Here is a 26922-nt window from a genome sequence, read left to right on the forward strand (position 1 = left end):
CCAAATTTGTAGAGTAAGTTTTTAACAAACAATTTTGTAATACCATCTGTACAAACAAGAGTGGAGTTCTAATGAGCGATACAATGACAACAAATAAAGAAACACGTGGATTTCAATCAGAAGTAAAACAACTACTGCATTTGATGATCCACTCCCTGTATTCTAATAAAGAAATCTTCTTGCGAGAGCTAATCTCCAACGCCTCTGATGCGGCAGATAAACTCCGTTTTCAGGCATTATCGAATGCAGATTTGTACCAAGGTGATGCTGACCTAGGCGTAAAACTATCTTTCAACAGTGAAACCAATACGCTGACCATTTCTGATAATGGTATTGGTATGTCACGTGAAGATGTGATTGAGCACTTAGGGACGATTGCTAAATCGGGTACGGCAGACTTCTTTTCTAAATTATCAGAAGACCAAAGCAAAGACTCTCAATTAATTGGTCAATTTGGGGTAGGCTTCTACTCAGCTTTCATTGTGGCGGATGCAGTCACGGTTCGCACTCGCGCGGCAGGCTTACCTGCGGATAAAGCTGTGCAGTGGCACTCTGCCGGTGAAGGTGATTACACGATTGAAGACATCACCAAAGAAACACGTGGTACCGATATTATTTTGCATATGCGCGAAGAGGGTAAAGAATTCTTAAATGAATATCGTCTGCGTGATGTGATTGGTAAGTACTCTGACCATATTGGTATCCCTGTATCTATTTGGACAGAAAAAGACGTTGAAACTGGCGAAGAAAATGAAGACGGCACTAAAGTCACTAAAAAAGAAGCGTCTTGGGAACAAATCAACAAAGCTCAAGCCTTATGGACGCGCGCGAAAAGCGAAATCAATGATGAAGAGTACATTGAGTTCTATAAGCATGTTTCGCATGACTTTGCCGACCCACTGATCTGGAGCCATAACAAGGTTGAAGGTAAGAACGATTATACTAGCTTGTTATATATCCCATCGAAAGCGCCTTGGGATATGATGAACCGTGATCATCAAGCTGGTTTGAAACTGTATGTACAACGCGTTTTTATTATGGACGATGCTGAGCAGTTTATGCCTTCTTACTTACGCTTTGTAAAAGGCTTAATTGATTCTAACGATCTACCATTAAACGTGTCTCGTGAGATTTTGCAAGATAACAAGATCACTCAATCGCTACGAAGTGCGTGTACTAAACGTGTGCTTGGTATGTTGGAAAAAATGGCCAACCGTGATGAAGAAAAATACCAAAACTTCTGGAAAGAGTTTGGTCTTGTTCTAAAAGAAGGGCCGGCAGAAGATTTCTCAAATAAAGAGAAAATTGCCGGTTTAATGCGCTTTGCCTCGACTCATGTTGATAATTCAGAGCAAACCGTATCTTTGGCTTCTTATGTTGAGCGTATGAAAGAAGGTCAGGATAAAATTTATTATCTAACGGCTGATAGCTACGCTGCGGCGAAAAACAGCCCACACCTAGAGCAATTTAAAGCGAAAGGTCTGGAAGTGATTCTGATGTTTGATCGCATTGATGAGTGGTTAATGAACTACTTAACCGAGTTCGATGGCAAGCAATTCCAAGCAATCACTAAAGCGGGTCTTGATCTGTCTAAATTTGAAGATGAAGCGGAGAAAGAACAACAGAAAGAAACGGAAGAAGAGTTCAAATCTGTCGTTGAGCGTACTAAAAATTACTTGGGTGACCGAGTAAAAGAAGTTCGTACGACCTTCAAGCTTGCAAGCACGCCAGCGGTTGTAGTGACCGATGATTATGAAATGGGCACACAGATGGCGAAACTGTTAGCGGCGGCTGGACAAGAAGTCCCAGAAGTGAAGTACATCTTCGAATTAAACCCTAATCATGCGTTAGTGAAGCGCATGGCAGATGAGGCAGATGAAGAAGCCTTTGGTCGTTGGGTTGAAGTGTTACTTGGTCAAGCTATGCTCGCAGAACGTGGCGCAATGGAAGATCCAAGTCACTTTGTCGGTGCAATCAACGCACTTCTTACTAAGTAAAAATGAAATAAGGCCGGAAGTTGTGGTAAAATTCCGGCCTCAGTTTTGTAACAAGTCAGTATTTTTTGATACAACAAGGATATACTGACTTCATCCTTATACCGAAACTTACCGTGGTGATCTTCATTACAGTGAGCTTCGGTATAAAAATTTTAAAATAAGAGGAATATACATGCGCATCATTCTTTTAGGTGCTCCGGGTGCTGGTAAAGGTACTCAAGCTCAATTCATCATGGACAAGTTTGGTATTCCACAAATTTCAACCGGCGACATGTTACGTGCTGCTATTAAAGCTGGCACTGAAATGGGCAAGCAAGCGAAAGCGGTTATTGATGCGGGTCAACTCGTTTCTGATGACATTATTCTTGGTCTTATCAAAGAGCGCATTGCACAAGCGGATTGTGAAAAAGGTTTCTTACTAGATGGTTTCCCTCGCACTATCCCTCAAGCTGATGGCTTGAAAGAGCTTGGTGTTGAAGTGGATTACGTGATCGAATTTGACGTTGCTGACAGCGTGATTGTTGAGCGTATGGCGGGTCGTCGTGCTCACCTAGCATCTGGCCGTACTTACCACGTTACTTACAACCCACCTAAAGTGGAAGGTAAAGATGACGTAACAGGTGAAGATCTAGTAGTACGTGATGATGATAAAGAAGAAACAGTACGTGCTCGTCTAGGTGTTTACCACGAGCAAACTGCACCTCTTATTGCTTATTACAGCAAAGAAGCAGAAGCAGGAAAGACAACTTACTTGAAATTTGATGGTACTAAGCAAGTTTCAGAAGTCAGTGCTGACATCGAAAAAGCATTATCTTAATTTTCAGGCTCACTTTAGTGTCTATTTAACGATTGATTTGATAGGCAAAATAGATAAGTGAGCGAGTAAGATTTTTGTTATATTGAGCGACATTATTCGTAATGTCGCTTTTTTTATATCTTTTTGTAGAGGTCGAGGATGGGCAAATCAGTCGTAAACAAAACAGGCGTTTTATTAGTCAACCTTGGAACGCCAGAATCCCCATCAGCTCAAGGGGTTAAAGATTTTTTAAAACCGTTTTTGAGTGATAAACGTGTTGTGAGTATCCCGAGATTACTTTGGTGGCCTTTACTCAATGGTGTGATTTTACCGTTACGCTCACCTAAAGTGGCTAAAGTCTACCAGCAAGTCTGGATGGATGAAGGGTCGCCTTTAATGGTGTATTCAAAGCGCCAAGTCGAAAAGCTTGCACAGAAGCTTCAGCTCCCGGTAGAACTCGGGATGACTTATGGTAACCCTAGTATTGAAAGTGGCATTAATAAGCTGATTGAGCAGGGCTGCGATACGATTACCGTACTGCCTCTATATCCTCAGTATTCGAGTACCACCACGGCGGCGGTATCCGATGCGCTATCACGTAGTTTAGTAAAAATGATTGCTTTACCAGGATACCATTTCATTCGTGACTATTATGACCATCCTTTATATATCAAAGCATTAGCAACTAAGGTGCGCGCACATTGGCAGAAGGATGGTCAGGGTGACTACTTGTTGTGTTCCTATCATGGGATCCCGCAACGCCTCGCCAATCAAGGTGATGTTTATCCCAAGCATTGTGAAACAACCACAGAGTTGTTGCGTCTTGAGCTGGGCTTATCGCAACAGCAAATAGGCATGAGTTACCAATCCCGCTTTGGAAAAGAAGAGTGGCTGCAACCTTATACCGATAAAACGCTCGAAAGCTTAGCGGACAAGAAATTTGCCAACTTAGATGTTATTTCACCGGCTTTTGCTTGTGATTGTATTGAAACCTTGGAAGAAATTGCCATTGAATGTAAAGACATCTATCAAGACGCTGGTGGGCAAGGCTACCGCTATATTGAATGCTTAAATGACTCGGATGAACATATTGAAATGATGGCTGACTTGATTCGTTCAACGCAATAATGTATTGAATTTACCTGGCTATCTAACATAAAAATACCGCACAGTTCAGATGAATTGTGCGGTATTTTTTACACGTTGAGGGTTCAGTTGTTAACCATAATCTATGGTGGGCTATTGAATACCTTGGTGTTTTTTATCAAGGCGGCGCATTAAGGGTAGAACAGCTAATGCAATAAAGGTACAAACTACCGCTGCCATACCTAGCTTGTTGAATAGGGTAGTATAGATATCCAATGTTTCTAATGGATCAGTCATACCTTTTGGAATGCTGGCAAAGTTAGCCACTACACCACCTAAGTATTGTGAAATACCACAAGCAACATAATAAGCTCCCATCATAAAGCCACCCATGCGCTCAGGAGCATAACGGGCAATCATCGCAAGACCTAGGCCACTTACTAGTAATTCACCTAGCGAGTATGCACCGTAGCCGATGATCATCACCCAAGAGGTTGTTTTACCGTTAACCGCAAAGTTACCTGCAAAGCCATAAACAAAGAAACCAATGGCTACAACAGCAAAACCTAAAGCAAATTTTGCAGCAATAGAAAGGTCTTTATTGTTCTTACCTGCTTTTGTGTAAACAAGCGCAAGTACCGGGCTAAGTAGCATGATCCAAATAGGGTTCAATGCTTGGAACTGAGCTGGAGACCAAGTTAATATATGGCTACCAAAAACAGTGAAGTTCAGATCAACGTTACGCAGTGCAAATAACGCCAATGAGGTAGACATTTGTTGGTAGAAAATAAAGAAGAAAACCGTTTGTATAATTAGAACCAATGCGGCAATAAGACCGGCACGCTCATGTTGCTCACTGCTTCGAATTAGATGAGTGAAAATGCCTAAAACAACGATACCAGCAAGGTAAACAAATATACGAGCAAGAGTTTGATATTCCAAAATAACCGCAGAGATCGCAACCGCAACCACCGAGCCTAATAGAACGAAAGTAAGTTTACGACCATCGACAGGTTTAGTATCTGGTTCAGAACCGTAAACGCCTAAAGTATTACGCATTACAAAGAAGTTAGCCAAACCAACTAATAAGCCTACACAACAAACCGCAAACGCTGCGTGCCAGCCGAACTCATTGTGATAGTTTTCATTGACGTAGTCTTTAACCCAAGGTGTTAATAGCATGGAAACCGTTGAACCAATGTTTACCGCCATATAATAGATAGTAAATGCACTGTCGATTTTAGAGTCATCACCTTCGTAGATTTTACGTACAAGGTTACCAGCGTTTGGTTTAAACATACCATTACCGACGACGATAACACCGAGTGCAAAAAAGAGTACCCAAGTGTTTTCAGACGGCAGTGTCATTAACGCGTAACCAAGAGCCAGAATAAATGCACCCATGATCATGGTACGTTTAGTACCTAAGACTTTATCGCCAATCCAGCCACCGATTGCTGGTGAAACATAAATTAATGCGGCACAAGCACCCCATACTAAGTTTGCGCGTGAATCTTCAAACCCTAGGCGTTGAATCATGAAGTAAACGATCAGTGCTTGCATACCGTAGTAGCCAAATCGTTCCCATAATTCAATCATGGACACAGTCATAAATGACTTAGTCTTTGAAACCGTGACTTGTTGTGTTGTCATTTGATTTTCCATCTAGTGTTGGTTTATCTAGGTTTTCCCTAAACTTAAACCCATATAATGTTTTTGTTTTTGTTTTATAATTAGCTTTTATTGTTATCTATTCTCGTTACATTATGTATTAGTTTTTATAATGATGCGGATCACAGAATCTAATACTGCCATTATATATACAGCTCAAAATTTGAAACTACAATGATCTGAAACCATTATTTTTACATTTGCTTACTGTTTGAGCGTTTTTTGAGCGATGATATCACGGGTGATGATTTAGTAAGCGTTGAGAATAGTGAATATGAGCTCTGTGGATGTGCATCGTATTTTCATCCTGTTAGGATAGATAAAATTTTTTAGGGAGTAGCTAATGAAAGAGTGGTATTTACTTTATTGCAAAAGAGGGGAGCAAAAAAGGGCAAGTGCTCACCTAGAAAATCAGCATGTTGAATGCTATTACCCTGAAATTGAGATCGAAAAGGTCCTGCGAGGTAAGAGACAGCGACTCCAAGAGCCTCTTTTCCCTTCTTATATATTCATTGCGATAGAGCCTGAAAAAGGGCCGAGTTTTACCACTATTCGCTCCACTCGAGGCGTTGTGGATTTCGTTCGCTTTGGTGCACAGCCGTACAAAGTTCCTAAAAGTTTGATTGAACACCTACAATCACATCAGATTGATGAATCAGACTACAGCAATACTCCAGAGTCTGGCCAAATGGTTCATATTACCTCTGGGCAATTTTCTGGTTTTGATGCTATCTACCAAGAAGCGGATGGCGAAAAACGTTCAATTTTACTGATCACTCTTATTAATCAAAAAGTTAAAGTTAAAATTGAAAATACCGATGTTGATTGGTGATCAAAAAAGCCTACCAATGCCAGAGGTTGCTCGCAGTTGGTAGGCTTTAGATTATATGCTTTCTAAGCTAAATTTAATAAGCGTCGTTATGGACTGCTTTCACGGCGCGACCAGATGGATCGGCGTTGTTTTTAAATGATTCATCCCATTCAATCGCAGTCGCTGATGAACAGGCTACTGATGGCCCACCCGGTACACATTTTGCCGCTGATTCTAGAGGGAATAATTCAGCAAAAATCTCACGATATACATAGCCTTCTTTGGTTGTCGGCGTGTTGTATGGGAATTTAAATGCTGCGGTCTCTAGTTGTTGATCAGTTACTTTTTCTTCTGCTTGTGCTTTTAAAGAATCAATCCAGTTATAGCCTACGCCATCGGAGAACTGTTCTTTTTGACGCCATGCGATCGACTCTGGCAAGTAATGCTCAAAACATTCACGTAAAACGTGTTTTTCCATTTTGCCGTTGCCACACATTTTGTCTTCAGGGTTTAAGCGCATTGCAACGTCAATAAACTCTTTGTCTAAGAATGGAACGCGTCCTTCAACACCCCAAGCTGCTAATGATTTGTTAGCTCGGGCACAGTCAAACATGTTCAGAGCAAGTAGCTTACGTACCGTTTCTTCATGGAATTCTTTAGCATTTGGTGCTTTGTGGAAGTACAAGTAGCCACCAAAGATTTCATCGGCGCCTTCACCAGAAAGAACCATTTTGATACCCATCGCTTTAATTTTACGCGCAAGCAGGAACATTGGAGTAGAAGCACGGATCGTAGTGACATCATAGGTTTCGATGTGATAAATCACGTCACGAATGGCATCGATGCCTTCTTGAACCGTGTAGGTCATTTCATGATGAACGGTACCCAATTTATCTGCCACTTCACGAGCTGCTTTTAAATCAGGCGCACCTTCTAGACCAATCGCAAAAGAGTGCAGTTGTGGCCACCAAGCTTGAGATTGGCTGTCATCTTCGATACGCATGGCAGCAAAACGTTTGGCAACCGCAGAAGTAATAGAAGAGTCAAGACCACCAGAAAGCAATACACCGTATGGTACATCCGTCATTAGCTGGCGTTTCACCGCATCTTCCAGTGCTTTAGTTAAGTCTTCTTTGCTTGTTAGGTTACCTTGTACGGCTGCATATTCCATCCAATCACGTTGGTAGTAGCGAACAGGCTCAGCATCATCAGAACCGTAGTAGCTACCTGGAGGGAATTCACTGATGGTTTTACAAACAGGAACCAGAGCTTTCATTTCAGAGGCAACGTAGTAGTTACCGTGTTCGTCGTAACCTTGATAAAGAGGGATAATACCGATGTGGTCACGGCCAACTAAGTATTTGTCTTTTTCTTCATCGTATAAAACGAAAGCAAAGATACCGTTTAGCTCTTCTAGTAAGTCTTCACCTAGTTCTTGGTATAACGCTAGGATAACTTCGCAGTCAGAATCGGTTTGAAAGTTGAATTTGTCAGCATAGCGAGCACGAATTTCTTTGTGGTTATAAATTTCGCCATTCACCGCTAAGATGTGTTTTTTATCTTCGCTATACAGAGGTTGTGCGCCGCTGTTTAAACCTACGATAGATAGACGCTCGTGAGCTAGAATTGCTTTATCTGAAGCGTAGATACCTGACCAGTCTGGGCCACGGTGACGAAGTTTTTTAGACATTTCCAGCGCCAATGGGCGTAGTGGGGTTGGATCCGATTTAATATCTAAAATGCCAAAAATTGAACACATACTCTCTTCCTTAAAATCCGTTTAAACTTTTAGTTTGTAAGAGCTCATTAGTTTGTAAGAGCTAATTTAGTCTGTTAAAGCCAATTTGCCATGATCAATAAAAAAAGCAACCAATCATTATTAAATTAATTACACAAAAGCAAGTTATGTGAATATTATTCGCAAGATTTAACTTTTTGATGAATAAAATCCACTTAGGGTCGATTTTTATCCTAATCGATGATGACTAAGTTAAATTATTGCTGGTATCCCAATCACCTGGCTGCATGGTCTTAAATTGCGGATTCAGCTTGTCGCACACATGGCGAGCAAAACCCGCACCGGCTTCGTTATAAATATTAAAGGCAGCATCGACGCCATTTTCTGTCATTTCAACCACCTGATCTGGATATTCGGCAATCGCTGCAATTTGCCCTTGGTAATTACGCGCTTTTAATTGCTCGAGTGCCGATTGATTCCCTTGGTGATGGGGCATAGCAAGCAGCACTAGTTTTACATTGGCAATATCAAGAATACGCTCCCAGAAATCAGAATCGGTTGCATCGCCTTGGATGACGTTTCTACCACTGGTTCTATGTGTATGTACCACATCTGAACGAGTTTCGATGCCTAAGCTGATTTTGCCATAACGGGTACGAATTTCATCGTAAGCACCAGTACCAATTCGGCCCATACCTAGGATAAGTACTTGGGCATGCCCTGGATTAATACGTTTGTCTCTAAGGTGTAGTTTTTCATCCGCTTGCTCTCTTAACCAATGCGATGTGTAACGATAAATTTTATGACTCATATTATTGATTGGTGCAGCAATAATGAAAGATAAAGAGACAGCCATGGCAATTGCGATCATCATTTCACCGGGTAACCAGCCGAGTTTATAAGCAAGGCCTGAGACAATGAGTCCAAATTCGCTGTAGTTAAGTAGAGTAAGCGAGGCAAGTAGGGAAGTGCGCACGCGGAACTTAAACAAGTTTATGACGACGTAGTACAGAGCGCCCTTAATTGGTAATAGGCAAAGCAATAGCAGAGCAAGAATAAAGCCATCTAGAGTAGGGGGATCTGATAAACCAATGTTTAAGAAAAAGCAGACTAAGAAGAGTTCTTTTATGTTAAAGAGAGATTTAGAGAGCTCCGATGCTTTGTAGTGACCCGCAAGCAGCATACCTAAAATTAACGCACCTAAATCCGCCTTCATTCCAACTAGTTTGAAAAGCCCAGCCCCCATGACGAGTGCCATAAAAAATCCGTATAAGACGAGCATCTCGCCGTGGCCACACTTGTTGAGGATTTTGTAAAAAAGTGGGCGAAGGAAAGGAAGGACAAAAAGCGCTAGCGCGTACCATTCAGGCAGTTTACCGGTTGAGATGGTGAGGAAAAGTACCGCAAAAATATCCTGCATCACCAAAATACCAATTGATATGGTGGCAAAGGTGGAGTTCATGCTGCCTTTTTCTTCTAAACTTTTAATCGCAAATACGGTGCTGGAAAAGGATAGTACAAAGCCAAGTAACAATATTTGAGCCGCATCTACATCCTTAAATAGGCCTATTCCGATAGTTTTTAAACCTAGTAGGGCTAAAGTGAAGAAAGTGGTTGATAACACATTATGCAAAGTAGCACTGGCCCAAATTTCTTTAGCGAGTAAGGTTTTCACATCGAGCTTTAGCCCGATAGTGAATAGCAGAAGAGTGACACCTAAATCGGATAATGTAGTGATGGTTTCATTACTAGTAAAGCCTGCATACTGCAAGCCAAACCCTGCAATCAAAAAACCGATTAATGGTGGAAGATTGCATTTGAGCGCGATAAAGCCGGAAACAAAAGCGGCGATAATAAGCAAGATATCCATGTATTCTTTTCCCTAAAATAAAAAACGGGTATATCAATGGATATACCCGTAGGAATTATATACTTAACCATTTTAAAATATTGCTATTTATCTCACTCACCCAGTAATTTTTGTAGTAACACACCATTAAGCATTGCACGTTTGATCATCGCAAATGCCCCAATGGTAGGGTGTTCATACAGTTTAGATTCCACAATCGGTAAGTTTTTGTGGAAAGTGGTGAGTGAGTGGCTTTCAATATTTCGTTGAATGGCATGAAAGATAATATCTTTCGATTTGACCAATTCACCAGCGATAATGATTTTTTGTGGGTTAAATAAGTTAACCGTCATGGCGATGGCTTTACCTAGGTAGTGGCCAACACGGATAAGTGCTTGGCTAGCTAGGTCATCCCCTTGATTGGCATGTTCACAAATCACACTCATGGTGAGCTTATCGACATGGGATAAGCTTGATGGGAAACCTTGATCAAGTCGTGATTGTACATGAGCAATAATTGCTGGGTTAGCGGCAATGGTTTCTAAACAACCAAAGTTACCACATTGGCAGCGATCGCCCAGCGGTTCGATTTGTACGTGGCCGATTTCACCTACGTTGCGATTAGAGCCTAAGAATACTTGACCGTTAACTATGATGCCAGCACCAGTACCGCGATAAACACTTACTAAGATAGAATCTTGGCAGTCACGACTGGCGCCAAAATAATGTTCAGCCAGTGCTAAGCCGCGAATGTCGTTACCGACAAAGGCCTCAACTTCAAATGTATCGCTTAATAATTTACCTAAAGAAAGGTTATCGATCTCGGTGTTCGGCATGTATTCAACCACCCCAGTCTCAGGGTTAACTAAGCCAGGAAGAGTGACACCGATAGCAATTAATTGCTCGATAGTATCTTTGTGTTGATTGATGAATGCTTTGGTGTGTAGCACTAAGCCTTCAAGTAGATCTTGTTGCTTATCGTACTTAAAAGCGGCGTGATGATTAGCAAGCTCATGACCACTTAAGTCATAGATACTTAACTGGATGTAGTCCCGGCCTAAACGAATGGCAATTGAGTGGAAAGGGGTGGTTTCGGTGGTTAAAGAAATAGCGCGTCGACCCCCAGTGGAGGCTTGCTGCGCTACTTCTTTGATCAATCCTCGCTCAAGTAGTTGGCGAGTGATTTTAGTGACACTGGCGGGGGCTAATTGGCTAACATCGGCAACTTGTATTCTCGAAATTGGACCTTGTTGGTCAATTAGGCGATATACTGCCGCGCTATTAAGTTGTTTAACTAAATCTACATTACCAATTTGTCCGCCATTCATTCTATGTCTGCTCGTATTGTCCGTTAACAACCGTCGCTTTTACATTGAAGTCACGATCAAACACAGTGAGGTTTGCGACCATTCCCGGTTTGATTTCACCAAGCTGTCTCTCTACGCCGATTGCTCGAGCAGGATAAAGCGTGGCCATTCTCAGTGCTTCGTCTAAAGCGATACCTACATGCTCAACCGTATTTTGTACGGCTTCAATCATGGTTAAAGCTGAACCACCAAGTGTGCCATTTTCATCAACACACTTACCATCTCGGTAATATACTTTCTTACCAACAAAAATAAAGTGATCCATGTCAGCTCCTGCTGGAGCTGTGGCATCCGTCACTAATACTAGCTTATCACCTTTGATTTTATGGGCAATTCGGATGTTGGCATAGTCTACATGGAAGCCGTCAGCAATAATACCAGCATAAACCTCTGAAGTATCGTAAATTGCACCCACAACACCAGGTTCACGTCCAACCATCGGAGTCATCGCATTGAAAAGGTGAGTTGCAAATGTAATACCATTAGCAAAACTTTGACGTGCCTCTTGGTAAGTTGCGTTGGTGTGACCGATAGACACAACAATACCAGCATCTCTTAAACGTTGAATATGATCAGGTTCATTTTGCTCAGGGGCTAAGGTTACTTTGGCTATTACATCGTGGTTATCACAGATTGTTTGGATCATCTCATCATCTGATTGACGAATAAAATCAGGGCGGTGGATGCCTTTTTTCAACACATTAAGATAAGGGCCTTCTAAATGTAACCCTAAAGATTGGTTCTGGTAGCGTTGTTGATATTCACGAGCTGCAGAAATGGCTTGCTGCATATCTTCATCAGATGACGTGATTAATGTCGGCAAAAAGCTAGTACAGCCAGATTTTAAATTCGCTTTATGCATGATGTGCATAGTCTCGGCGGTAATTTCGTCATTCAGCATTACGCCACCGCAACCATTTAGCTGTAGATCGATAAAACCTGGGCTAAGATTTGCGCCTTGTAGATCGTGAGTCTCTATCTCTTTTGGTAAGTCACCTACCTTCACAATAGATTGAATTTTATCAGCATCCACTAACACAGCATGCTCTGTAAGTACGTCATGGCCTGTGTAGATTTTTGTATTTATCAGAGCATACATAGTCGGCATCCTCTTATTTCAAGTTCTTAATGTTTTCAGCTTCTAACTCACTAAAGTACTTAACAGTTTTTACTTTAAGTTCTTGAGTTGCAGGCTTATCGCAAACGATGATTGATTTAGCGTGTAGCTGCAATGCTGATACTGTCCACAGGTGGTTGACTGAACCTTCAACAGCGGCTTGTAAAGCAAGAGCTTTATTATGACCTGTGATCAAAATCATAACTTCTTCAGAATCTAGTAACGTACCAACACCGATAGTTAGCGAATATTTAGGTACTTGACTAATATCACCATTGAAGAAGCGCGAGTTAGCAATTCGGGTATCTTCAGTTAGTGTTTTGATACGTGTACGAGAAGATAATGATGAAGCTGGTTCATTGAATGCAATGTGGCCATCGTTACCTACGCCACCCATGAATAAGTTGATACGTCCGTAGGACTTGATTTTATCCTCGTAACGTTTGCACTCAGCTTCATGATCATCGGTATTGCCGTTGAGTAGATTGATGTTCTTTTCTTGAATATCAATGTGGCTGAAGAAATTTTCGTACATAAATGAACGATAAGATTCTGGGTGATCGCTTGCTAAACCTACGTATTCATCCATGTTAAATGTCACAACATGCTTAAAGCTTACTTCGCCATCTTTATGAAGTCTTATCAATTGTTTATAGGTATTTAGAGGTGTTCCACCAGTCGGTAAACCTAGAACAAAAGGATGGTCTTCGGTTGGGTTGAACTTATTGATTTTATTTACAATATAGCGAGCAGACCATAGGCCAACTTCATTTGCATTCTCGAGTGGAATTAGTCTCACAGTACACCTCTATAGAACAAAAACTAAAATTTAGAATAGGATATTTATCTCATTATTTTGCATGATAAAATAAGTTTTGAAAACTATCTAGTATAAATAAGATAAATCCTTCACAAGAATTACGCAAACTAGCAAATAACTGTTGATAAAGATCACAAATAACAGGGTTTTAATTTGCGGACTAAAATTAATTGAATAGACTGTCGCTGTACTAAATTCTTTAAGAAAAATAAGTAATGCGAATTTTACCAATCCTATAGGGGGGAATTACGGTGAATATACTTGGATATGCACAAAGACTAGGTAAAGCGTTGATGCTACCTATTGCAACATTACCTGTTGCAGCGCTTTTACTTCGTCTGGGTCAACCTGACCTGTTAGACATCGCATTTATGGCATCAGCCGGTAATGCTATTTTCAGCCAGTTACCTTTACTATTTGGTTTAGGTATTGCAATTGGTTTATCTAAAGATGGTGCGGGTGCGGCTGGTTTAGCCGGTGCCGTTGCTTACTTTGTATTAACCGCAACAGCGCAACAAATCGATGCTGAAGTTAACATGTCATTCTTCGGTGGTATCTTTGCAGGTATCATTGCAGGACACTGCTACAACGCATTTCATGCTACTCGCTTGCCAGAATGGTTAGCTTTCTTCTCTGGTCGTCGTTTAGTTCCAATTATGGCTGGCTTAGTTGCTTTAGTAGCAGGTGCTATCTTTGGTGTGGTTTGGCCTATGGTTCAACACGGCCTTGACGCTTTAGCTCACGCTATTTCAACATCTGGTGCCATTGGTCAATTTATTTACGGTACATTGAACCGTGCGTTAATTCCTGTTGGCCTTCATCACGTACTTAACTCTTACTTCTGGTTTGGCATGGGGTCATGTCAAGAAATCATGGTAACAGCTTCTGGTGCGTTCTCTAATATTCACCAATTATGTGTCGATCCTGCGGTTGCCAAAACACTAGTGGTCGGTCAAGAACACACATTCATATTTAAAAATGCAGTCACACCAGAAATCACAGCGGTTGTTGATAGCGTAAAAGATATTGTTAAAACTGGTGACTTAAATCGTTACTTCGGTGGTGACAAATCTGCTGGGGTATTCATGAATGGCTTCTTCCCTATTATGATGTTTGGTCTACCTGGTGGTGCTTTCGCTATGTACCTAGCGGCTCCTTCTGAACGTCGTAGTCAAGTTGCTGGTGCATTGTTCTCAGTTGCTTTCTGTTCATTCCTAACGGGGATTACAGAGCCTCTAGAGTTCATGTTTATGTTCCTAGCTCCAGGCCTATACGCTGTACACGCCGTATTAACTGGTCTATCTCTAGTGGTTGCTAACATGTTTGGTACGCTACATGGCTTTGGTTTCTCTGCAGGTCTTATTGACTTTGTATTGAACTGGGGTCTAGCAACTAAACCTTGGACTCTACTTATTATTGGCCTATGTTTTGGTGCTGCTTACTTCTTTATCTTCAGCTTCCTAATCCGTGCGTTCAACATGAAAACGCCTGGTCGTGAAGATGATGAAGTTGAAGTGGAAACAGACTCTTCGGCTAAGAAAGGCAAAGGTGATGTTGCTCGTCAATACTTGAAAGCTCTAGGTGGACACGAAAACGTAACCACTATCGATGCTTGTATCACTCGTTTACGCTTAACACTGAAAGATCGCTCAATCGTAGATGAGGCGGTACTGAAAAAACTTGGTGCGAAAGGTGTTGTGAAGTTAGGTGAAAATAACCTTCAAGTTATTCTTGGCCCACTAGCTGAAATCGTTGCAGGTGAGATGAAAGATATCCCAGCTTCTGATGATTTATCGGATGTTGTCTTACCGTAATTAGTAATCAACATATCCAGCTAAAGGCTCCCGTTGTGGAGCCTTTTTTTATCCTGTTGCAAAATGTGGCCGATAGTAAAAGCGTGAATTTTGACGCCTTGGAAGACTTTTGGTCTTTTTAATAAAGAAAATATCACTTCTAGTTGTGTAAAGGGCTAGAATTGTGGATCATTAGCCCTAATTATAAAAAGACTCTTATATTTATTGAGGTACTATCGATGAGTGAAGCTGAGGCTCGACCATCTAACTTTATCCGTCAAATTATTGATAAGGATTTAGCTGATGGCAAACACACAGGGATCCATACTCGTTTCCCACCAGAACCTAATGGCTATCTGCATATTGGTCATGCTAAGTCTATTTGCTTAAACTTTGGCTTGGCGCAAGATTACCAGGGGAAGTGTAACCTTCGCTTTGATGATACTAACCCTGCGAAAGAAGACATTGAATACGTTGAATCAATCAAGCAAGACGTGAATTGGTTAGGCTTTAATTGGGATGGCGAGATTTGCTATTCATCTAACTATTTTGATGCGCTATATTGTTACGCTGTAGAGTTGATTGAAAAAGGCTTAGCTTATGTTGATGAGCTGACTCCTGATGAAATTCGTGAATACCGTGGCACGTTAAAAGAGCCTGGAAAAAATAGTCCATACCGCGACCGCAGCGTTGAAGAAAACTTAGTGTTATTTGAAAAAATGCGTAACGGTGGCTTTGAAGAAGGTAAGGCTTGCTTACGTGCTAAGATCGATATGGCATCTTCGTTTATCGTTATGCGCGATCCCGTGCTTTATCGTGTGCGTTTTATCAATCACCATCAAACAGGGGATAAGTGGTGCATTTACCCAATGTATGACTTCACCCACTGTATTTCCGATGCGTTAGAAGGTATTACTCACTCACTATGTACGCTGGAGTTCCAAGATAACCGTCGTTTATATGACTGGGTTTTAGAAAATATTACGATTGATACTCGGCCTCATCAGTACGAATTTAGCCGTTTAAACTTAGAATATACGGTGATGTCTAAGCGTAAACTAAACCAATTAGTCACTGAAAAATTAGTGAATGGTTGGGATGACCCTCGTATGCCAACGATTTCTGGTTTACGTCGTCGTGGCTTTACTCCGGGTTCTATTCGCGAGTTTTGTTCACGCATTGGTGTCACTAAGCAAGACAACATGATTGAGTTTAGCTCACTTGAAGCCTGTATTCGTGAAGACTTAAATGAAAATGCACCGCGTGCGATGGCGGTACTCGACCCGGTCAAAGTAGTGATTGAAAACTTTGAAAGTGAAGAAGTATTGACGCTCGCAAATCACCCGAATAAGCCTGAAATGGGCAGTCGTGAAGTTCCTTTTACACGCGAAGTGTGGATTGAAGCGGGTGATTTCCGTGAAGAAGCCAACAAAAAATACAAACGCTTAGTTCTTGGTAAAGAAGTTCGTTTACGTGGTGCTTACGTGATCCAAGCGAATCGTATTGAAAAAGATGAGCAAGGTAACGTAACAACTATTTACTGTACTTACGATCCAGAAACTTTGGGTAAAAACCCTAGCGATGGCCGTAAAGTAAAAGGTGTTATCCATTGGGTTTCAGCTGAAAAAGGCCTAGAGGCTGACGTTCGTTTATATGATCGTCTTTTCACTGTGCCAAATCCTGCGGCGGCGGATGACTTTGCAGCGACGATCAACCCTGAGTCTTTAGTTGTTAAGAAAGCTTATGTGGAACCAAGCTTAGCCAATGCAGAAGCTGGTGTAGGCTTCCAGTTTGAGCGTACAGGCTACTTCTGTGTTGATGCTAAAGATTCTTCTCCAGATGCGTTAGTATTCAACCGTACTGTTGGCTTACGTGATACTTGGGCTAAAATCGACGCTCAATAACTAATATATCTATGTAGGCGGAGTGGTTTTTCGCCTTAATAGTTTGGCTTGATTAGTTTGATTGGCAGATAAAAAAACGCACCTCATATGAGGTGCGTTTTTATTTGTATCACATTAAATAAGCAGAAAGTTAACCGGAAAAGTTACTTAGTTTTGTGTGCATTAGTTTCTGTTTTACAATTGCCATTAGCACAGCGACCGTATAGGTATAAACTGTGGTTCGTTAGCACTACGTTATATTTAGCGGCAATTTCTTTTTGTCGCTCTTCAATAAGGTCATCGGTAAATTCAATGACTTCACCGCAATCAAGACAAACAAGGTGGTCATGGTGATGCTGAGTTGATAGTTCGAAAACAGATTTTCCACCTTCAAAATGGTGACGGGTTACGATACCTGCGTCATCAAATTGGTTCAAAACACGGTAAACCGTTGCAAGGCCAATTTCTTCACCAAGATCGATCAGTTTCTTATATAAATCCTCGGCACTGATATGTTGGCAGTCTGGTTGTTGCAGTACCTCGAGAATTTTTAATCGAGGTAGGGTTACTTTAAGACCTGCTTCCTTTAGAGCTTGGTTGTTATCTGGCATTGTACTTTCCTGTGAGATTCTGCGTTAAAACAGAAGACATGAATGACATCAGTAAATATGACTCGAACTAACCGACCAAGTTCACTGCGTTTCATTATATGTTGTAAAAATGTATCTAAAATGACTATAGCATTAGAATATGTTGTAAAAATGTATCTAAAATGACTATAGCATTAGAGTGATGATAACAAAATACCTCACAAAGGAGGTGTCTTGATATGTCACAAAATTTTGATTAATCAGCTAATTCTGCTAGACACATTTCATCATAAATCTGCTTTGACCAGGTTTTAACTCGTTCATCTGTTAGTTCTGGCTGACGGTCTTCATCTATGCATAGCCCGATAAAGTTATCGTTATCGACTAATGCTTTTGATGCTTCAAATTCATAACCTTCTGTTGGCCAGTAACCAATAATAGTGCCGCCTTTCGCTTCGACGATATCGCGAATGGTTCCCATCGCATCACAGAAGTACTCAGCATAATCTTCTTGGTCACCACAACCAAAAATAGCAACGAGTTTAGTTGAAAAATCTATTGCTTCAAGCTCAGGGAAAAAGTCATCCCAGTCACATTGAGACTCACCGTAGTACCAAGTTGGAATGCCAAGCAGTAATAGATCAAAATTATCAATATCTTCCTTGCTGCTCTTCGCAATGTCTTGTACGTGCACAAGTTGTTTGCCAAGTTCTTTTTGTATCATTTTAGCAACCGCTTCAGTGTTACCTGTGTCGCTACCAAAGAAGAGTCCTACACTTGCCATAGAAATATTACCTATTTATCTATTACCGGAAATGCCGGTATCAATCTAATTAAAAAGAATTCGTTACGATTGTACGATGGTTAGCCTAAGCCAGTGCCTTCCCAGCTCATTTGGATTAACCCTTTGGCGATAAAGCCCGCACAACCTAAAAATAGAACAAGCCATACAATACGACGGCCAAACACCGGGACATTACCTTGTTTTAAAACATCTTTGATGGCTAAACCAATCAATAAAAATAACGATGCAAAAAACAGATCTAAGCCTAGAGATTCTATGGTATTGATATGTTCGTAAAGCATGCGTTTGATCACCGTTGTTTTTTATCCCCGAACTATAGCATTAATACAATTGAAAGTTAATGCGAAGTCGTCCGCCGAATAAGTGAAATGCGAATTATTTCTTAATGAATCGGCGAATAGAGCGCAACACCTCAATTGGCTTTTCTGCATGTAGCCAGTGACCGGTATTCGCAATGATATGGGCTTTACTGTTTGGGAACTGTTTTTGAATAGCAGCTTGGTGTTCTGGCATTAAGTAGTCAGAATCAGCACCTTTTAAAAATAAAGTTTCGCCGTTGAAAGGAGATATATCGGCCCAGTCTTGAATGTTCTGATAACTATTAATGATCCCCTCAACATTGAACAACCACTGTAAGTATCCATCTTTATTGTGTAATGATTTGGCGAGGAACTGGCGCACACCATCTATTTCAATATGCTGTGATAAACAATCTAAGGCTCGTTTGCGACTTTTAGGTTTTTCGTTGATAACAGCTTTTAAGCCTGAAAAAACATTATCATGGCGTCTTTGTTGATAGGCGATCGGCGCCATATCTAATACGATGAGTTTACTGATTTTGTCAGCGGCAATATTGCAAAGTGCCATGGCCGCTTTTCCGCCCATGGAGTGGCCAATCACTATGGCGGATGAAATATTTAAATCAACCAACAGCTGATTGAGATCATCAGCCATAACAGAGTAATTCATGGTGTCACTGTGAAAAGAATGCCCATGATTGCGTAAATCAACGCTAATAACCGTATGGTCTTGAACTAAGTCCCTAGCTAATAAGCCTAAATTACTTAAACTGCCAAAAAGGCCATGAATGAGTAGGATTGCTGGGCCTTGACCTTGAATTGTATGGTTAAGTTGTGGGGAGTTCATAATAATCCTGTAGCTGAAAGTACAAATTAGCATCATAATACAGCCATCATGCGAAAGTAATCACTTAACCTGGCAAAATTTCACCTTGATGCAGCACTAAGTGACATAGCTATACTAGGTCATAGGTTAGAAAATCATAATAATAGGAAGCAATATGCAAAAACGACTAATAGTGGGCGCTTTAATGCTATGTCCCATCATTGGTGTAGCAGATACATTACCTCAACATAAAGAGGGGATTGTCGAATTCTGCTCTACATGTCATGGGGTTAATGGCGTCTCTACTCTTGATCATATCCCTAATTTATGGGGTCAATCTGACCAGTATCTCCGTGAACAAGTTGAGAACTTTCGTAGTAAAAAGCGTCATACTACTTTCATGGATGCATTTATCTATCAAATTAGTGATGAACAAATGGATACCATTATAAAGCATTACTCTAGTGTGCCTGATGCGATGACCTTTAAGTTGCAATGGCGTGGTGATAAGTGGCCTGGGAATATGCAATTAGGCGAAAAAATTGCCTATAGCGGGAAGATGGAAGCCAATGTGCCGTCTTGCGTCGCTTGTCATGGCCCGAGCGGAGTAGGTGTTAAGCCGGGTATCCCTCGTTTGGCTGGACAAAATTCTGCTTATTTAGTGAACCAAATGAAATCGTGGAAAGACGATACAAGACCTGCTGGTGCAATGGCGATCATGGGGCCAATTGCTAAATCTCTAAGCGATGAAGAAATCAAAGCGGTTTCGGACTACTTTGCTTCGCTAGGAACACCAGTTGCGCAGAAAACTGCGGAGGTGAAAAAATGAAATACTTACTATTAAGCCTATCGCTACTAAGTGGAATGGCTTTTGCCAATGATGGACATAAAGATCTTGGCAGTGTTGAGCCGGGTAGTCCGCTTGCGCAAGGTGAGGCATATCACCAAGTACCAGATTGGGGAAATGTGCCAGAAGAGCATTTTGCTGAAGCAGTAAAACGTGGTTATTCAATCTTTATGAATAGTCAGCAACTGAAAACATCAGGTGAAGTTGGTAACGGTTTAAACTGTACTAACTGTCATTTGTCTGGCGGACGCTTAGCTAACTCTGCTCCAATGTGGGGGGCTTATGTTTCTTACCCGGCTTATCGCGGTAAGAACAAGAAAGTGAATACCTATGAAGACCGATTGCAAGGCTGTTTTGCTTACTCGATGAATGGTAAGCCGCCAGAAGCGGTGAGCCAAACTATTTTAGACCTAACTGCTTATTCTTATTGGTTGGCAACGGATGCCAAGGTGAATGCGAAAATTGCCGGCCGTGGGTTCCCTAAATTAGAACAACCGGAACTTAAACCTGACTTTGTTCGTGGCGAAGTGGTCTATGCGGCTCAGTGTGCGCTTTGTCATGGTGATAATGGTGAAGGACGTAAAGTGGATAATCGCTACGTTTTTCCACCTTTATGGGGTAAAGACAGTTATAACTGGGGAGCGGGAATGCATAAAATTAGCGGAGCAGCTAATTTTATTAAAGCGAATATGCCATTAAGTAAAGGCTACAGCTTGACAGATCAACAAGCTTGGGACGTCGCTATGTTTATTAATGGTCATGAACGTCCACAAGATCCTCGCTTTAGTAAATCAGTTTCTGAAACCGCCAAAGAGTTTCATGCTAAAGATTCACTATATGGCACACCATCAGCGCTAGATAAACACATACTAGGCTCGAAAGCGTACTAATTTTTAACGCTGACTTATTAAACCTCTATGGGCTCATCTCATAGAGGTTTTTTTTGCTGGTTATTTGTGCACTTCATCGGTACGGTAAGAAGAAATAAAACATTCAGTGATCAAAACGATCTTTTTTATTACTAACACCGAGCAATTAGCATAGAGTATCCGGTCAGTTATAGGTATAATCATTCCAGAGTTTAAACAGATTGAGATTGTGAAAAGCCAATGAAAACCATTGAAGTAGATGAAGAACTTTATCGTTATATCGCGAGCCAAACCCAGCATATTGGTGAAAGCGCCTCGGATATTTTACGTCGACTTTTAATCGGTGAGCAGCAAGGATCACAAGCAAGTTCAACAGTGACTAAGCCTGTTGCCGTTGATGCAGTAGAGTCAACTAAGCCTGCTAAGCAAGAAAAGCCAGATGGCGTTAAGGTGATGCGATCTTTGCTTATTTCTGATGAGTTTGCAGAGAAAGATAAAGCGATTGATCGTTTTATGCTGATCCTATCTTCTCTGTATCACGTTGAAGCATCTAGTTTTGCTGAGGCGGCAAAAGTGAAAGGCCGTACACGTGTTTACTTTGCCGATAATGAAGAAACCTTGTTAGCTAGCGGTAAAACGACCAAGCCTCGCTCGATCCCTAATACGCCGTTTTGGGTAATTACCAATAATAATACCAACCGTAAGCGCCAAATGGTTCAGCAATTAATGACGCAAATGGGCTTTCAAGCAGACTTGATTGATAAAGTATGTAACGCCATCTAACGTTAATTAGAACGATTTAATAAGAGCCTCATAATATTTGAATCATCACGTATTATGAGGCTTTTTCGATTTTATACCCAAGTAACTATTTCCATCTGAATAACCACTTTTCAATTTAATAGCATAAAAAGGATTATTGAATGTCTCTTCACCCTAGAGCAGGTACTAAAACGTTACCTGAAGACTTAGTTAATATTCCCGCTCTAGTGAGCGATTACTTCTTTATCGAGCCTGATGCGACGAATACAAACCATAAAGTGTTATTTGGTACTTCAGGTCACCGTGGTTGTTCAAGTAAAGCCACGTTTAACCAAACGCATATCCTCGCGATTGCTCAAGCGGTAGTGGATGAACGCGTTGCTGCTGGTCTGACAGGGCCAATGTTTGTCGGTAAAGATACCCATGCGTTATCTGAGCCTGCTTGTTGTTCGGTAGTCGAAGTTTTGGTCGCAAATGGTATTGAAGTGATTGTTCAGCAAGATAATGGCTTTACTCCTACGCCAGGCATTTCTCATGCGATCTTAACTTATAACCTTGCCCATCAAGATAAATCGGATGGCATTGTGATCACGCCATCGCATAATCCACCGCAAGATGGTGGTATCAAATATAACCCAAGTCATGGCGGTCCAGCTGAGGCGGAAATTACCCAGCGCATTGAAGACAAAGCGAATCAATATATTGCAGCAGGGCTACAAGGCGTCAAACGTTGCGTTAATTCTCTCGATAAAGTGAAAGCACTTGATTTGGTACAACCTTATGTTGATGACCTAGTTAACGTGATTGATATTGAGGCGATCCAAAAAGCGAAGATTAAGATTGGTATTGATCCACTCGGTGGTGCGGGGATCGAATATTGGCGACGTATTGCGAAAACGTATCAGCTTGATATGACGTTAGTGAATGAAACCGTTGATCCGTCTTTTCAGTTTATGACACTCGATAAAGATGGCGTGATTCGTATGGATTGCTCATCACCTTATGCGATGGCGAGCCTGCTTGGGCTAAAAGATGATTATGACTTAGCGTTTGGTAATGATCCAGACTATGATCGCCACGGCATTGTGACGCCACAAGGATTAATGGATCCGAACCATTATTTAGCGGTCTGTATTGATTACTTATTTCGTCACCGTAGTGAGTGGAAAACTGATGTTCAAGTGGGGAAAACACTGGTATCAAGCGCGATAATTGACCGTGTGGTTGCCGACCTAGGTCGTGACCTATGTGAAGTGCCTGTTGGCTTTAAGTGGTTTGTTGACGGTCTATATGAAGGTCGCTTCGGCTTTGGTGGTGAAGAAAGTGCTGGAGCCTCATTCTTACGTAAAGATGGTACAGCTTGGTCGACGGATAAAGATGGCATCATTCTTTGCTTGATCGCAGCGGAAATTACCGCAGTAACTGGCATGAACCCACAGCAATATTACGATAAATTAGCCGCAAAACATGGCGCGTCGCAATACAATCGTATTCAAGCTGTGGCGAATACCGAGCAAAAAAATGTTCTTAAAAGTATGTCTGCCGAAATGGTGAGTGCAGATGAGTTAGCTGGTGAGAAAATCACAGCACGCTTAACTCACGCTCAAGGTAATGGCGCAGCAATAGGTGGCCTTAAAGTGACCACTGAAAATGGTTGGTTTGCCGCTCGTCCATCAGGAACGGAAGATATCTATAAAATTTACTGCGAAAGCTTTAAAGGCAAAGATCACTTAAAGCAGATTGAACAAGAAGCTCAAGAAATTGTGAATCAAGTCTTTGCTAACGCGGGTTTGTAATAACAATTGCTAGTACAGGTAATTAAGAAATAGCGAGGCTGTCATGGTCTCGCTTTTTTATTCTTTATGATCTAGCTTGCTTATCTCTTATGAACGATGATGCGGCCATTCGTTGGGTAGAACAAACCAAAAATCACCCGATTGACTTTGACAGTGTACAAACTCTTGTCCAACTTCTTTTAACATTGGTGAATCCGCTTCTTTGCCGGTTAGCCATTGACCTTTTTTCAATATATACAATGGTTCCTTGATGTTATTGAAGTCATCAGCGTAGCACCAATAACCGTAGCTTTGAGCTGGGTCAATTGGATAGCCTAAGCAACTTGTTGGCATCGTTTCATCACGAAACGGATTAATGTATAATCGCCCTTGTATCAGTAGTTTAGGTTTTATCTCTCCTAAGTCTGGATATTGCTGTTGAAAGCACTGATGTTGAGACATGGCAAGCTGGTGGTTCAACATGTGCGAAAGTTTTAAATCCAATCGGTCGCGGCTATTTGGCCCATACCATAAACCATCAAATAAAAGATAAAACTTAATGGCGACTTCCCAATGTTCCACAATATCAGTCACCGTATTTTTGAGTACAAAATCTAAAGCGCCAATGGTTCTCCCTTGATGGTTGAGCTGAATTTCCTCGGCCACTATTTGATAGTTTGGATGAGAGGCGAAATACTGGTGACATAAGTGCTGGTACCAAAAACCAAGGCGTGAATTACCTGAATAAGGCAATGGCTGAGGCGATAAACTTTTGCAAAATGGATTGTCAGCTAGCTCTGCTTGATTGGCTTGCAGTAACGGCGAGTGATGTGACATCCAGTCGCTGATTTTTACAAATAGATTCTGTTGCTCCTGCGGGGAAATGGCATATTTCATCGACACTTAAGATCTATCCTTGTGGTGTTGGGCTTGAAGTCACTGACGATTGACTGTTATAACATGCTACAAACGCTGACATTCGAATAAGAACATCATCAAAAGGTTTAGATTATGAATAACCTACAATTAGAGACATTGCTCAATCAAACTCTATCACCTCATTTAGTAAAAGACTATTGTTCCAATGGCCTACAGGTGGAAGGGAAACAAACGATTAAAAAAATTGTGACAGGCGTGACCGCGTCGCAAGCGTTAATTGAAGCGGCAGTTGAAGCCAAAGCCGATGCGATTTTGGTGCATCATGGTTATTTTTGGAAAGGTGAACCTCAACCGATTACCGGAATGAAAGGCAAACGTATTCGCTCACTGATTCAAAATGATATTAATTTATATGCTTATCATTTACCGCTCGATATTCATCCTCAATTAGGTAATAACGCGCAACTTGCTCAGCTTTTGGATATTGAAACTCAAGGTGGCCTTGAAGGACATCCACAATCTGTTGCCATGTACGGTACGCTTAAAACACCTCTATCAGGACAAGAATTAAGTCAAAAAATTGAGACAGTACTGAATCGAAAACCATTACATATTGCCCCCGATACTCAAGATAAAGAAATTAGAACCATTGGATGGTGTACCGGTGGTGGACAGGATTACTTAGAATTAGCGGCGCAATCAGGTCTTGATGCGTTTATTTCTGGTGAGGTTTCTGAGCGTACTACCTATATTGCACGTGAGTTAGGGACACATTACTTTGCTGCTGGTCATCATGCGACTGAGCGCTATGGCGTAAAAGCACTAGGTGAATGGTTAGCAGAGGAACACGGATTTGATGTGACGTTTATTGATATCGATAACCCGGTATAAATACTTATCCGAGAAAAGAGAAAGCGAGCCTGATAGCTCGCTTTTTTATTAAGTTTGTTGTCTTAAATTATATTATTCACGATCTAGAGGCTTGAAATCTCGACTTAATTTACCAGTGTAAAGTTGACGAGGGCGACCGATACGGTTGTGTGGGTCATCATGCATTTCATTCCAATGAGCAATCCAGCCGATAGTACGAGAAAGCGCAAAAATTACCGTAAACATAGACACAGGAATACCAATCGCTTTAAGAATGATACCTGAATAGAAATCGACGTTAGGGTACAGTTTCTTCTCAACAAAGTATGGGTCAGAAAGAGCAATACGCTCGAGTTCCATCGCCACATCAAGCAGTGGATCTTGAATGTTAAGCTCCGACAATACTTCATGACATGAATCACGCATTACTTTAGCGCGTGGATCGTGGTTTTTATAGACGCGGTGACCAAAGCCCATTAGGCGGAATGGGTCATCTTTATCTTTGGCGCGCTCAATATATTCAGGAATATTGTCAACACTGCCAATCTCTTCCAACATTTTCAAACATGCTTCATTAGCACCGCCGTGTGCTGGGCCCCAGAGAGAAGCGATACCCGCTGCAATACAAGCAAATGGGTTAGCACCCGATGAACCTGCTAGACGAACGGTTGACGTTGACGCATTTTGTTCGTGATCAGCATGGAGTGTGAAGATTTTATCCATCGCACGCGCAACTACTGGGTTAACGTTGTACTCTTCACAAGGGTTGGCAAACATCATATGTAAGAAGTTACCTGCATAATCTAGCTCATTACGAGGGTAGATGAATGGTTGCCCGATTGAGTATTTGTAACACATTGCAGCTAGTGTTGGCATTTTAGATAACAAGCGGAATGCGGTTATTTCGCGGTGTTCTGAGTTGTTGATATCTAATGAGTCATGATAAAACGCAGCTAATGCACCGACCACGCCACACATGACAGCCATTGGGTGAGCATCACGACGGAAACCGTGGAAGAAGCTCGCAATTTGCTCATGGACCATAGTGTGGCCGGATACGATCTTTTTGAATTTTTCATATTCAGCGCGTGTAGGGGCTTCACCATAAAGCAAGATATAACACACTTCTAAATAATCAGCATTGTTGGCAAGTTGGTCGATTGGGAAACCACGGTGAAGTAAAATACCTTTACCGCCATCAATGTAAGTTATTTGGGATTCGCAAGACGCAGTAGCAAGAAAACCTGGGTCAAAAGTAAAATAACCGCTTGCACCTAATTTGCGGACGTCCACTACATCTGGGCCATCTGTGCCGCTTAAAATAGGGAGCTCAATAGGTGCTTGACCTTCGATATGAAGAGTCGCTTTCTTATCCGCCATGACATTCTCCTTTGTAAATTATTAATCCATCCAGGATATTTTGTGTGTGGTTTTTGTACTTAGATTCCCACTTAAAGTCAATTATTCTACTT

Annotated in this window: 23 protein-coding genes; 11 read left to right on the forward strand and 12 right to left on the reverse strand. The window is 41.4% G+C overall.

Translation table 11 applies throughout. The annotated features are described in order from the left end of the window. The first annotated feature begins 71 nt into the window (after window positions 1–71). The 3 genes from htpG to hemH all read left to right on the forward strand — a co-directional run bounded on the left by htpG (window position 72) and on the right by hemH (window position 3921). Window positions 72–1997, forward strand: a complete 1926-nt coding sequence (htpG, locus tag K358_RS0111610) for a molecular chaperone HtpG (RefSeq protein WP_027696983.1) — start codon at window positions 72–74, stop codon at window positions 1995–1997. A gap of 172 nt (window positions 1998–2169) precedes the next feature. After that, entirely contained in the window at window positions 2170–2814 is a 645-nt protein-coding gene (gene adk, locus K358_RS0111615) for an adenylate kinase (RefSeq protein ID WP_027696984.1), read from the forward strand. 138 nt (window positions 2815–2952) lie between these two features. Continuing rightward, complete coding sequence (gene hemH, locus K358_RS0111620) at window positions 2953–3921, forward strand: ferrochelatase (protein ID WP_027696985.1); 969 nt, start codon at window positions 2953–2955, stop codon at window positions 3919–3921. A 111-nt stretch (window positions 3922–4032) separates the two neighbouring features. Here hemH and K358_RS0111625 read toward each other — a convergent pair whose 3' ends face one another. After that, window positions 4033–5532, reverse strand: coding sequence for a peptide MFS transporter (locus K358_RS0111625; protein ID WP_027696986.1), 1500 nt, complete (start codon window positions 5530–5532; stop codon window positions 4033–4035). Window positions 5533–5893: 361 nt separating this feature from the next. On the opposite strand from K358_RS0111625, the gene rfaH reads away from it, so the two are divergent. Then, a complete protein-coding gene (gene rfaH, locus K358_RS0111630) occupies window positions 5894–6382 on the forward strand; it encodes a transcription/translation regulatory transformer protein RfaH (protein ID WP_027696987.1) in 489 nt (162 codons plus the stop codon). A 73-nt stretch (window positions 6383–6455) separates the two neighbouring features. Here the strand turns inward: rfaH and asnB are convergent, their stop codons facing one another. The 5 genes from asnB to nagB form a co-directional block, all read right to left on the reverse strand. Further along, window positions 6456–8120, reverse strand: a complete 1665-nt coding sequence (gene asnB / locus K358_RS0111635; protein ID WP_027696988.1) for an asparagine synthase B — start codon at window positions 8118–8120, stop codon at window positions 6456–6458. 226 nt (window positions 8121–8346) lie between these two features. After that, entirely contained in the window at window positions 8347–9969 is a 1623-nt protein-coding gene (locus K358_RS0111640; RefSeq protein WP_027696989.1) for a cation:proton antiporter family protein, read from the reverse strand. A gap of 92 nt (window positions 9970–10061) precedes the next feature. Further along, window positions 10062–11276: a DNA-binding transcriptional regulator NagC gene (gene nagC, locus K358_RS0111645; RefSeq protein ID WP_027696990.1), complete on the reverse strand. Its 1215-nt coding sequence runs from the start codon at window positions 11274–11276 to the stop codon at window positions 10062–10064. A gap of 1 nt (window position 11277) precedes the next feature. After that, window positions 11278–12414, reverse strand: coding sequence for an N-acetylglucosamine-6-phosphate deacetylase (gene nagA, locus K358_RS0111650; RefSeq protein ID WP_027696991.1), 1137 nt, complete (start codon window positions 12412–12414; stop codon window positions 11278–11280). Between the two features lie 13 nt (window positions 12415–12427). Further along, the gene (gene nagB / locus K358_RS0111655; protein ID WP_027696992.1) at window positions 12428–13231 is read right to left on the reverse strand and encodes a glucosamine-6-phosphate deaminase; all 804 of its coding nucleotides are present in this window, start codon (window positions 13229–13231) and stop codon (window positions 12428–12430) included. A 272-nt stretch (window positions 13232–13503) separates the two neighbouring features. Between nagB and nagE the strand changes: the two genes are divergently transcribed. Continuing rightward, window positions 13504–15066: an N-acetylglucosamine-specific PTS transporter subunit IIBC gene (gene nagE, locus K358_RS0111660; protein ID WP_027696993.1), complete on the forward strand. Its 1563-nt coding sequence runs from the start codon at window positions 13504–13506 to the stop codon at window positions 15064–15066. 218 nt (window positions 15067–15284) lie between these two features. Then, window positions 15285–16949, forward strand: coding sequence for a glutamine--tRNA ligase (gene glnS, locus K358_RS0111665; RefSeq protein WP_027696994.1), 1665 nt, complete (start codon window positions 15285–15287; stop codon window positions 16947–16949). 143 nt (window positions 16950–17092) lie between these two features. Here glnS and fcrX read toward each other — a convergent pair whose 3' ends face one another. From fcrX to K358_RS0111685, 4 genes are all read right to left on the reverse strand, one after another. Continuing rightward, window positions 17093–17539: a ferric iron uptake transcriptional regulator FcrX gene (fcrX, locus tag K358_RS0111670; protein WP_027696995.1), complete on the reverse strand. Its 447-nt coding sequence runs from the start codon at window positions 17537–17539 to the stop codon at window positions 17093–17095. A 235-nt stretch (window positions 17540–17774) separates the two neighbouring features. Continuing rightward, the gene (fldA, locus tag K358_RS0111675) at window positions 17775–18302 is read right to left on the reverse strand and encodes a flavodoxin FldA (RefSeq protein ID WP_027696996.1); all 528 of its coding nucleotides are present in this window, start codon (window positions 18300–18302) and stop codon (window positions 17775–17777) included. An 80-nt stretch (window positions 18303–18382) separates the two neighbouring features. Next, window positions 18383–18604 carry a DUF2788 domain-containing protein gene (locus K358_RS0111680; protein ID WP_027696997.1) on the reverse strand — a complete coding sequence of 74 codons (222 nt, stop codon included), beginning with the start codon at window positions 18602–18604 and terminating at the stop codon, window positions 18383–18385. A 94-nt stretch (window positions 18605–18698) separates the two neighbouring features. Beyond that, window positions 18699–19469, reverse strand: coding sequence for an alpha/beta fold hydrolase (locus K358_RS0111685; RefSeq protein ID WP_038150131.1), 771 nt, complete (start codon window positions 19467–19469; stop codon window positions 18699–18701). A 154-nt stretch (window positions 19470–19623) separates the two neighbouring features. Between K358_RS0111685 and K358_RS18420 the strand changes: the two genes are divergently transcribed. The 4 genes from K358_RS18420 to pgm all read left to right on the forward strand — a co-directional run bounded on the left by K358_RS18420 (window position 19624) and on the right by pgm (window position 23722). Next, window positions 19624–20277, forward strand: a complete 654-nt coding sequence (locus K358_RS18420) for a c-type cytochrome (protein ID WP_051241293.1) — start codon at window positions 19624–19626, stop codon at window positions 20275–20277. Further along, the gene (locus tag K358_RS0111695; RefSeq protein WP_027696999.1) at window positions 20274–21185 is read left to right on the forward strand and encodes a c-type cytochrome; all 912 of its coding nucleotides are present in this window, start codon (window positions 20274–20276) and stop codon (window positions 21183–21185) included. Before K358_RS18420 ends, K358_RS0111695 begins: the two co-directional genes overlap by 4 nt. Window positions 21186–21404: 219 nt before the next feature. After that, the gene (seqA, locus tag K358_RS0111700; protein ID WP_027697000.1) at window positions 21405–21947 is read left to right on the forward strand and encodes a replication initiation negative regulator SeqA; all 543 of its coding nucleotides are present in this window, start codon (window positions 21405–21407) and stop codon (window positions 21945–21947) included. 140 nt (window positions 21948–22087) lie between these two features. After that, window positions 22088–23722: a phosphoglucomutase (alpha-D-glucose-1,6-bisphosphate-dependent) gene (gene pgm, locus K358_RS0111705; protein WP_027697001.1), complete on the forward strand. Its 1635-nt coding sequence runs from the start codon at window positions 22088–22090 to the stop codon at window positions 23720–23722. An 87-nt stretch (window positions 23723–23809) separates the two neighbouring features. Here pgm and K358_RS0111710 read toward each other — a convergent pair whose 3' ends face one another. Next, on the reverse strand, window positions 23810–24598 hold the full coding sequence (locus K358_RS0111710; RefSeq protein WP_083962816.1) for a DUF1853 family protein: 789 nt from the start codon (window positions 24596–24598) through the stop codon (window positions 23810–23812). Window positions 24599–24712: 114 nt separating this feature from the next. Here K358_RS0111710 and K358_RS0111715 point away from each other — a divergent pair, with 114 nt between their 5' ends. Next, window positions 24713–25471 carry a Nif3-like dinuclear metal center hexameric protein gene (locus K358_RS0111715; protein WP_027697003.1) on the forward strand — a complete coding sequence of 253 codons (759 nt, stop codon included), beginning with the start codon at window positions 24713–24715 and terminating at the stop codon, window positions 25469–25471. Window positions 25472–25543: 72 nt separating this feature from the next. Here the strand turns inward: K358_RS0111715 and K358_RS0111720 are convergent, their stop codons facing one another. Next, the gene (locus K358_RS0111720; protein ID WP_027697004.1) at window positions 25544–26830 is read right to left on the reverse strand and encodes a citrate synthase; all 1287 of its coding nucleotides are present in this window, start codon (window positions 26828–26830) and stop codon (window positions 25544–25546) included. Between the last annotated feature and the right edge of the window lie 92 nt (window positions 26831–26922).

Source organism: Vibrio litoralis DSM 17657 (assembly GCF_000426765.1).
GTDB lineage: Bacteria > Pseudomonadota > Gammaproteobacteria > Enterobacterales > Vibrionaceae > Vibrio > Vibrio litoralis.

Excerpts from the sequence above, each read along its gene's own strand:
- K358_RS18420 (WP_051241293.1), top strand. The coding sequence starts at position 19,624 with ATGCAAAAACGACTAATAGTGGGCGCTTTAATGCTATGTCCCATCATT.
- K358_RS0111625 (WP_027696986.1), bottom strand. The coding sequence starts at position 5,532 with ATGACAACACAACAAGTCACGGTTTCAAAGACTAAGTCATTTATGACT.
- K358_RS0111640 (WP_027696989.1), bottom strand. The coding sequence starts at position 9,969 with ATGGATATCTTGCTTATTATCGCCGCTTTTGTTTCCGGCTTTATCGCG.
- K358_RS0111680 (WP_027696997.1), bottom strand. The coding sequence starts at position 18,604 with ATGCTTTACGAACATATCAATACCATAGAATCTCTAGGCTTAGATCTG.
- rfaH (WP_027696987.1), top strand. The coding sequence starts at position 5,894 with ATGAAAGAGTGGTATTTACTTTATTGCAAAAGAGGGGAGCAAAAAAGG.
- K358_RS0111695 (WP_027696999.1), top strand. The coding sequence starts at position 20,274 with ATGAAATACTTACTATTAAGCCTATCGCTACTAAGTGGAATGGCTTTT.
- fldA (WP_027696996.1), bottom strand. The coding sequence starts at position 18,302 with ATGGCAAGTGTAGGACTCTTCTTTGGTAGCGACACAGGTAACACTGAA.
- seqA (WP_027697000.1), top strand. The coding sequence starts at position 21,405 with ATGAAAACCATTGAAGTAGATGAAGAACTTTATCGTTATATCGCGAGC.
- K358_RS0111685 (WP_038150131.1), bottom strand. The coding sequence starts at position 19,469 with ATGAACTCCCCACAACTTAACCATACAATTCAAGGTCAAGGCCCAGCA.
- K358_RS0111720 (WP_027697004.1), bottom strand. The coding sequence starts at position 26,830 with ATGGCGGATAAGAAAGCGACTCTTCATATCGAAGGTCAAGCACCTATT.
- asnB (WP_027696988.1), bottom strand. The coding sequence starts at position 8,120 with ATGTGTTCAATTTTTGGCATTTTAGATATTAAATCGGATCCAACCCCA.
- nagA (WP_027696991.1), bottom strand. The coding sequence starts at position 12,414 with ATGTATGCTCTGATAAATACAAAAATCTACACAGGCCATGACGTACTT.
- htpG (WP_027696983.1), top strand. The coding sequence starts at position 72 with ATGAGCGATACAATGACAACAAATAAAGAAACACGTGGATTTCAATCA.
- glnS (WP_027696994.1), top strand. The coding sequence starts at position 15,285 with ATGAGTGAAGCTGAGGCTCGACCATCTAACTTTATCCGTCAAATTATT.
- K358_RS0111715 (WP_027697003.1), top strand. The coding sequence starts at position 24,713 with ATGAATAACCTACAATTAGAGACATTGCTCAATCAAACTCTATCACCT.
- fcrX (WP_027696995.1), bottom strand. The coding sequence starts at position 17,539 with ATGCCAGATAACAACCAAGCTCTAAAGGAAGCAGGTCTTAAAGTAACC.
- adk (WP_027696984.1), top strand. The coding sequence starts at position 2,170 with ATGCGCATCATTCTTTTAGGTGCTCCGGGTGCTGGTAAAGGTACTCAA.
- pgm (WP_027697001.1), top strand. The coding sequence starts at position 22,088 with ATGTCTCTTCACCCTAGAGCAGGTACTAAAACGTTACCTGAAGACTTA.
- hemH (WP_027696985.1), top strand. The coding sequence starts at position 2,953 with ATGGGCAAATCAGTCGTAAACAAAACAGGCGTTTTATTAGTCAACCTT.
- nagC (WP_027696990.1), bottom strand. The coding sequence starts at position 11,276 with ATGAATGGCGGACAAATTGGTAATGTAGATTTAGTTAAACAACTTAAT.
- K358_RS0111710 (WP_083962816.1), bottom strand. The coding sequence starts at position 24,598 with ATGAAATATGCCATTTCCCCGCAGGAGCAACAGAATCTATTTGTAAAA.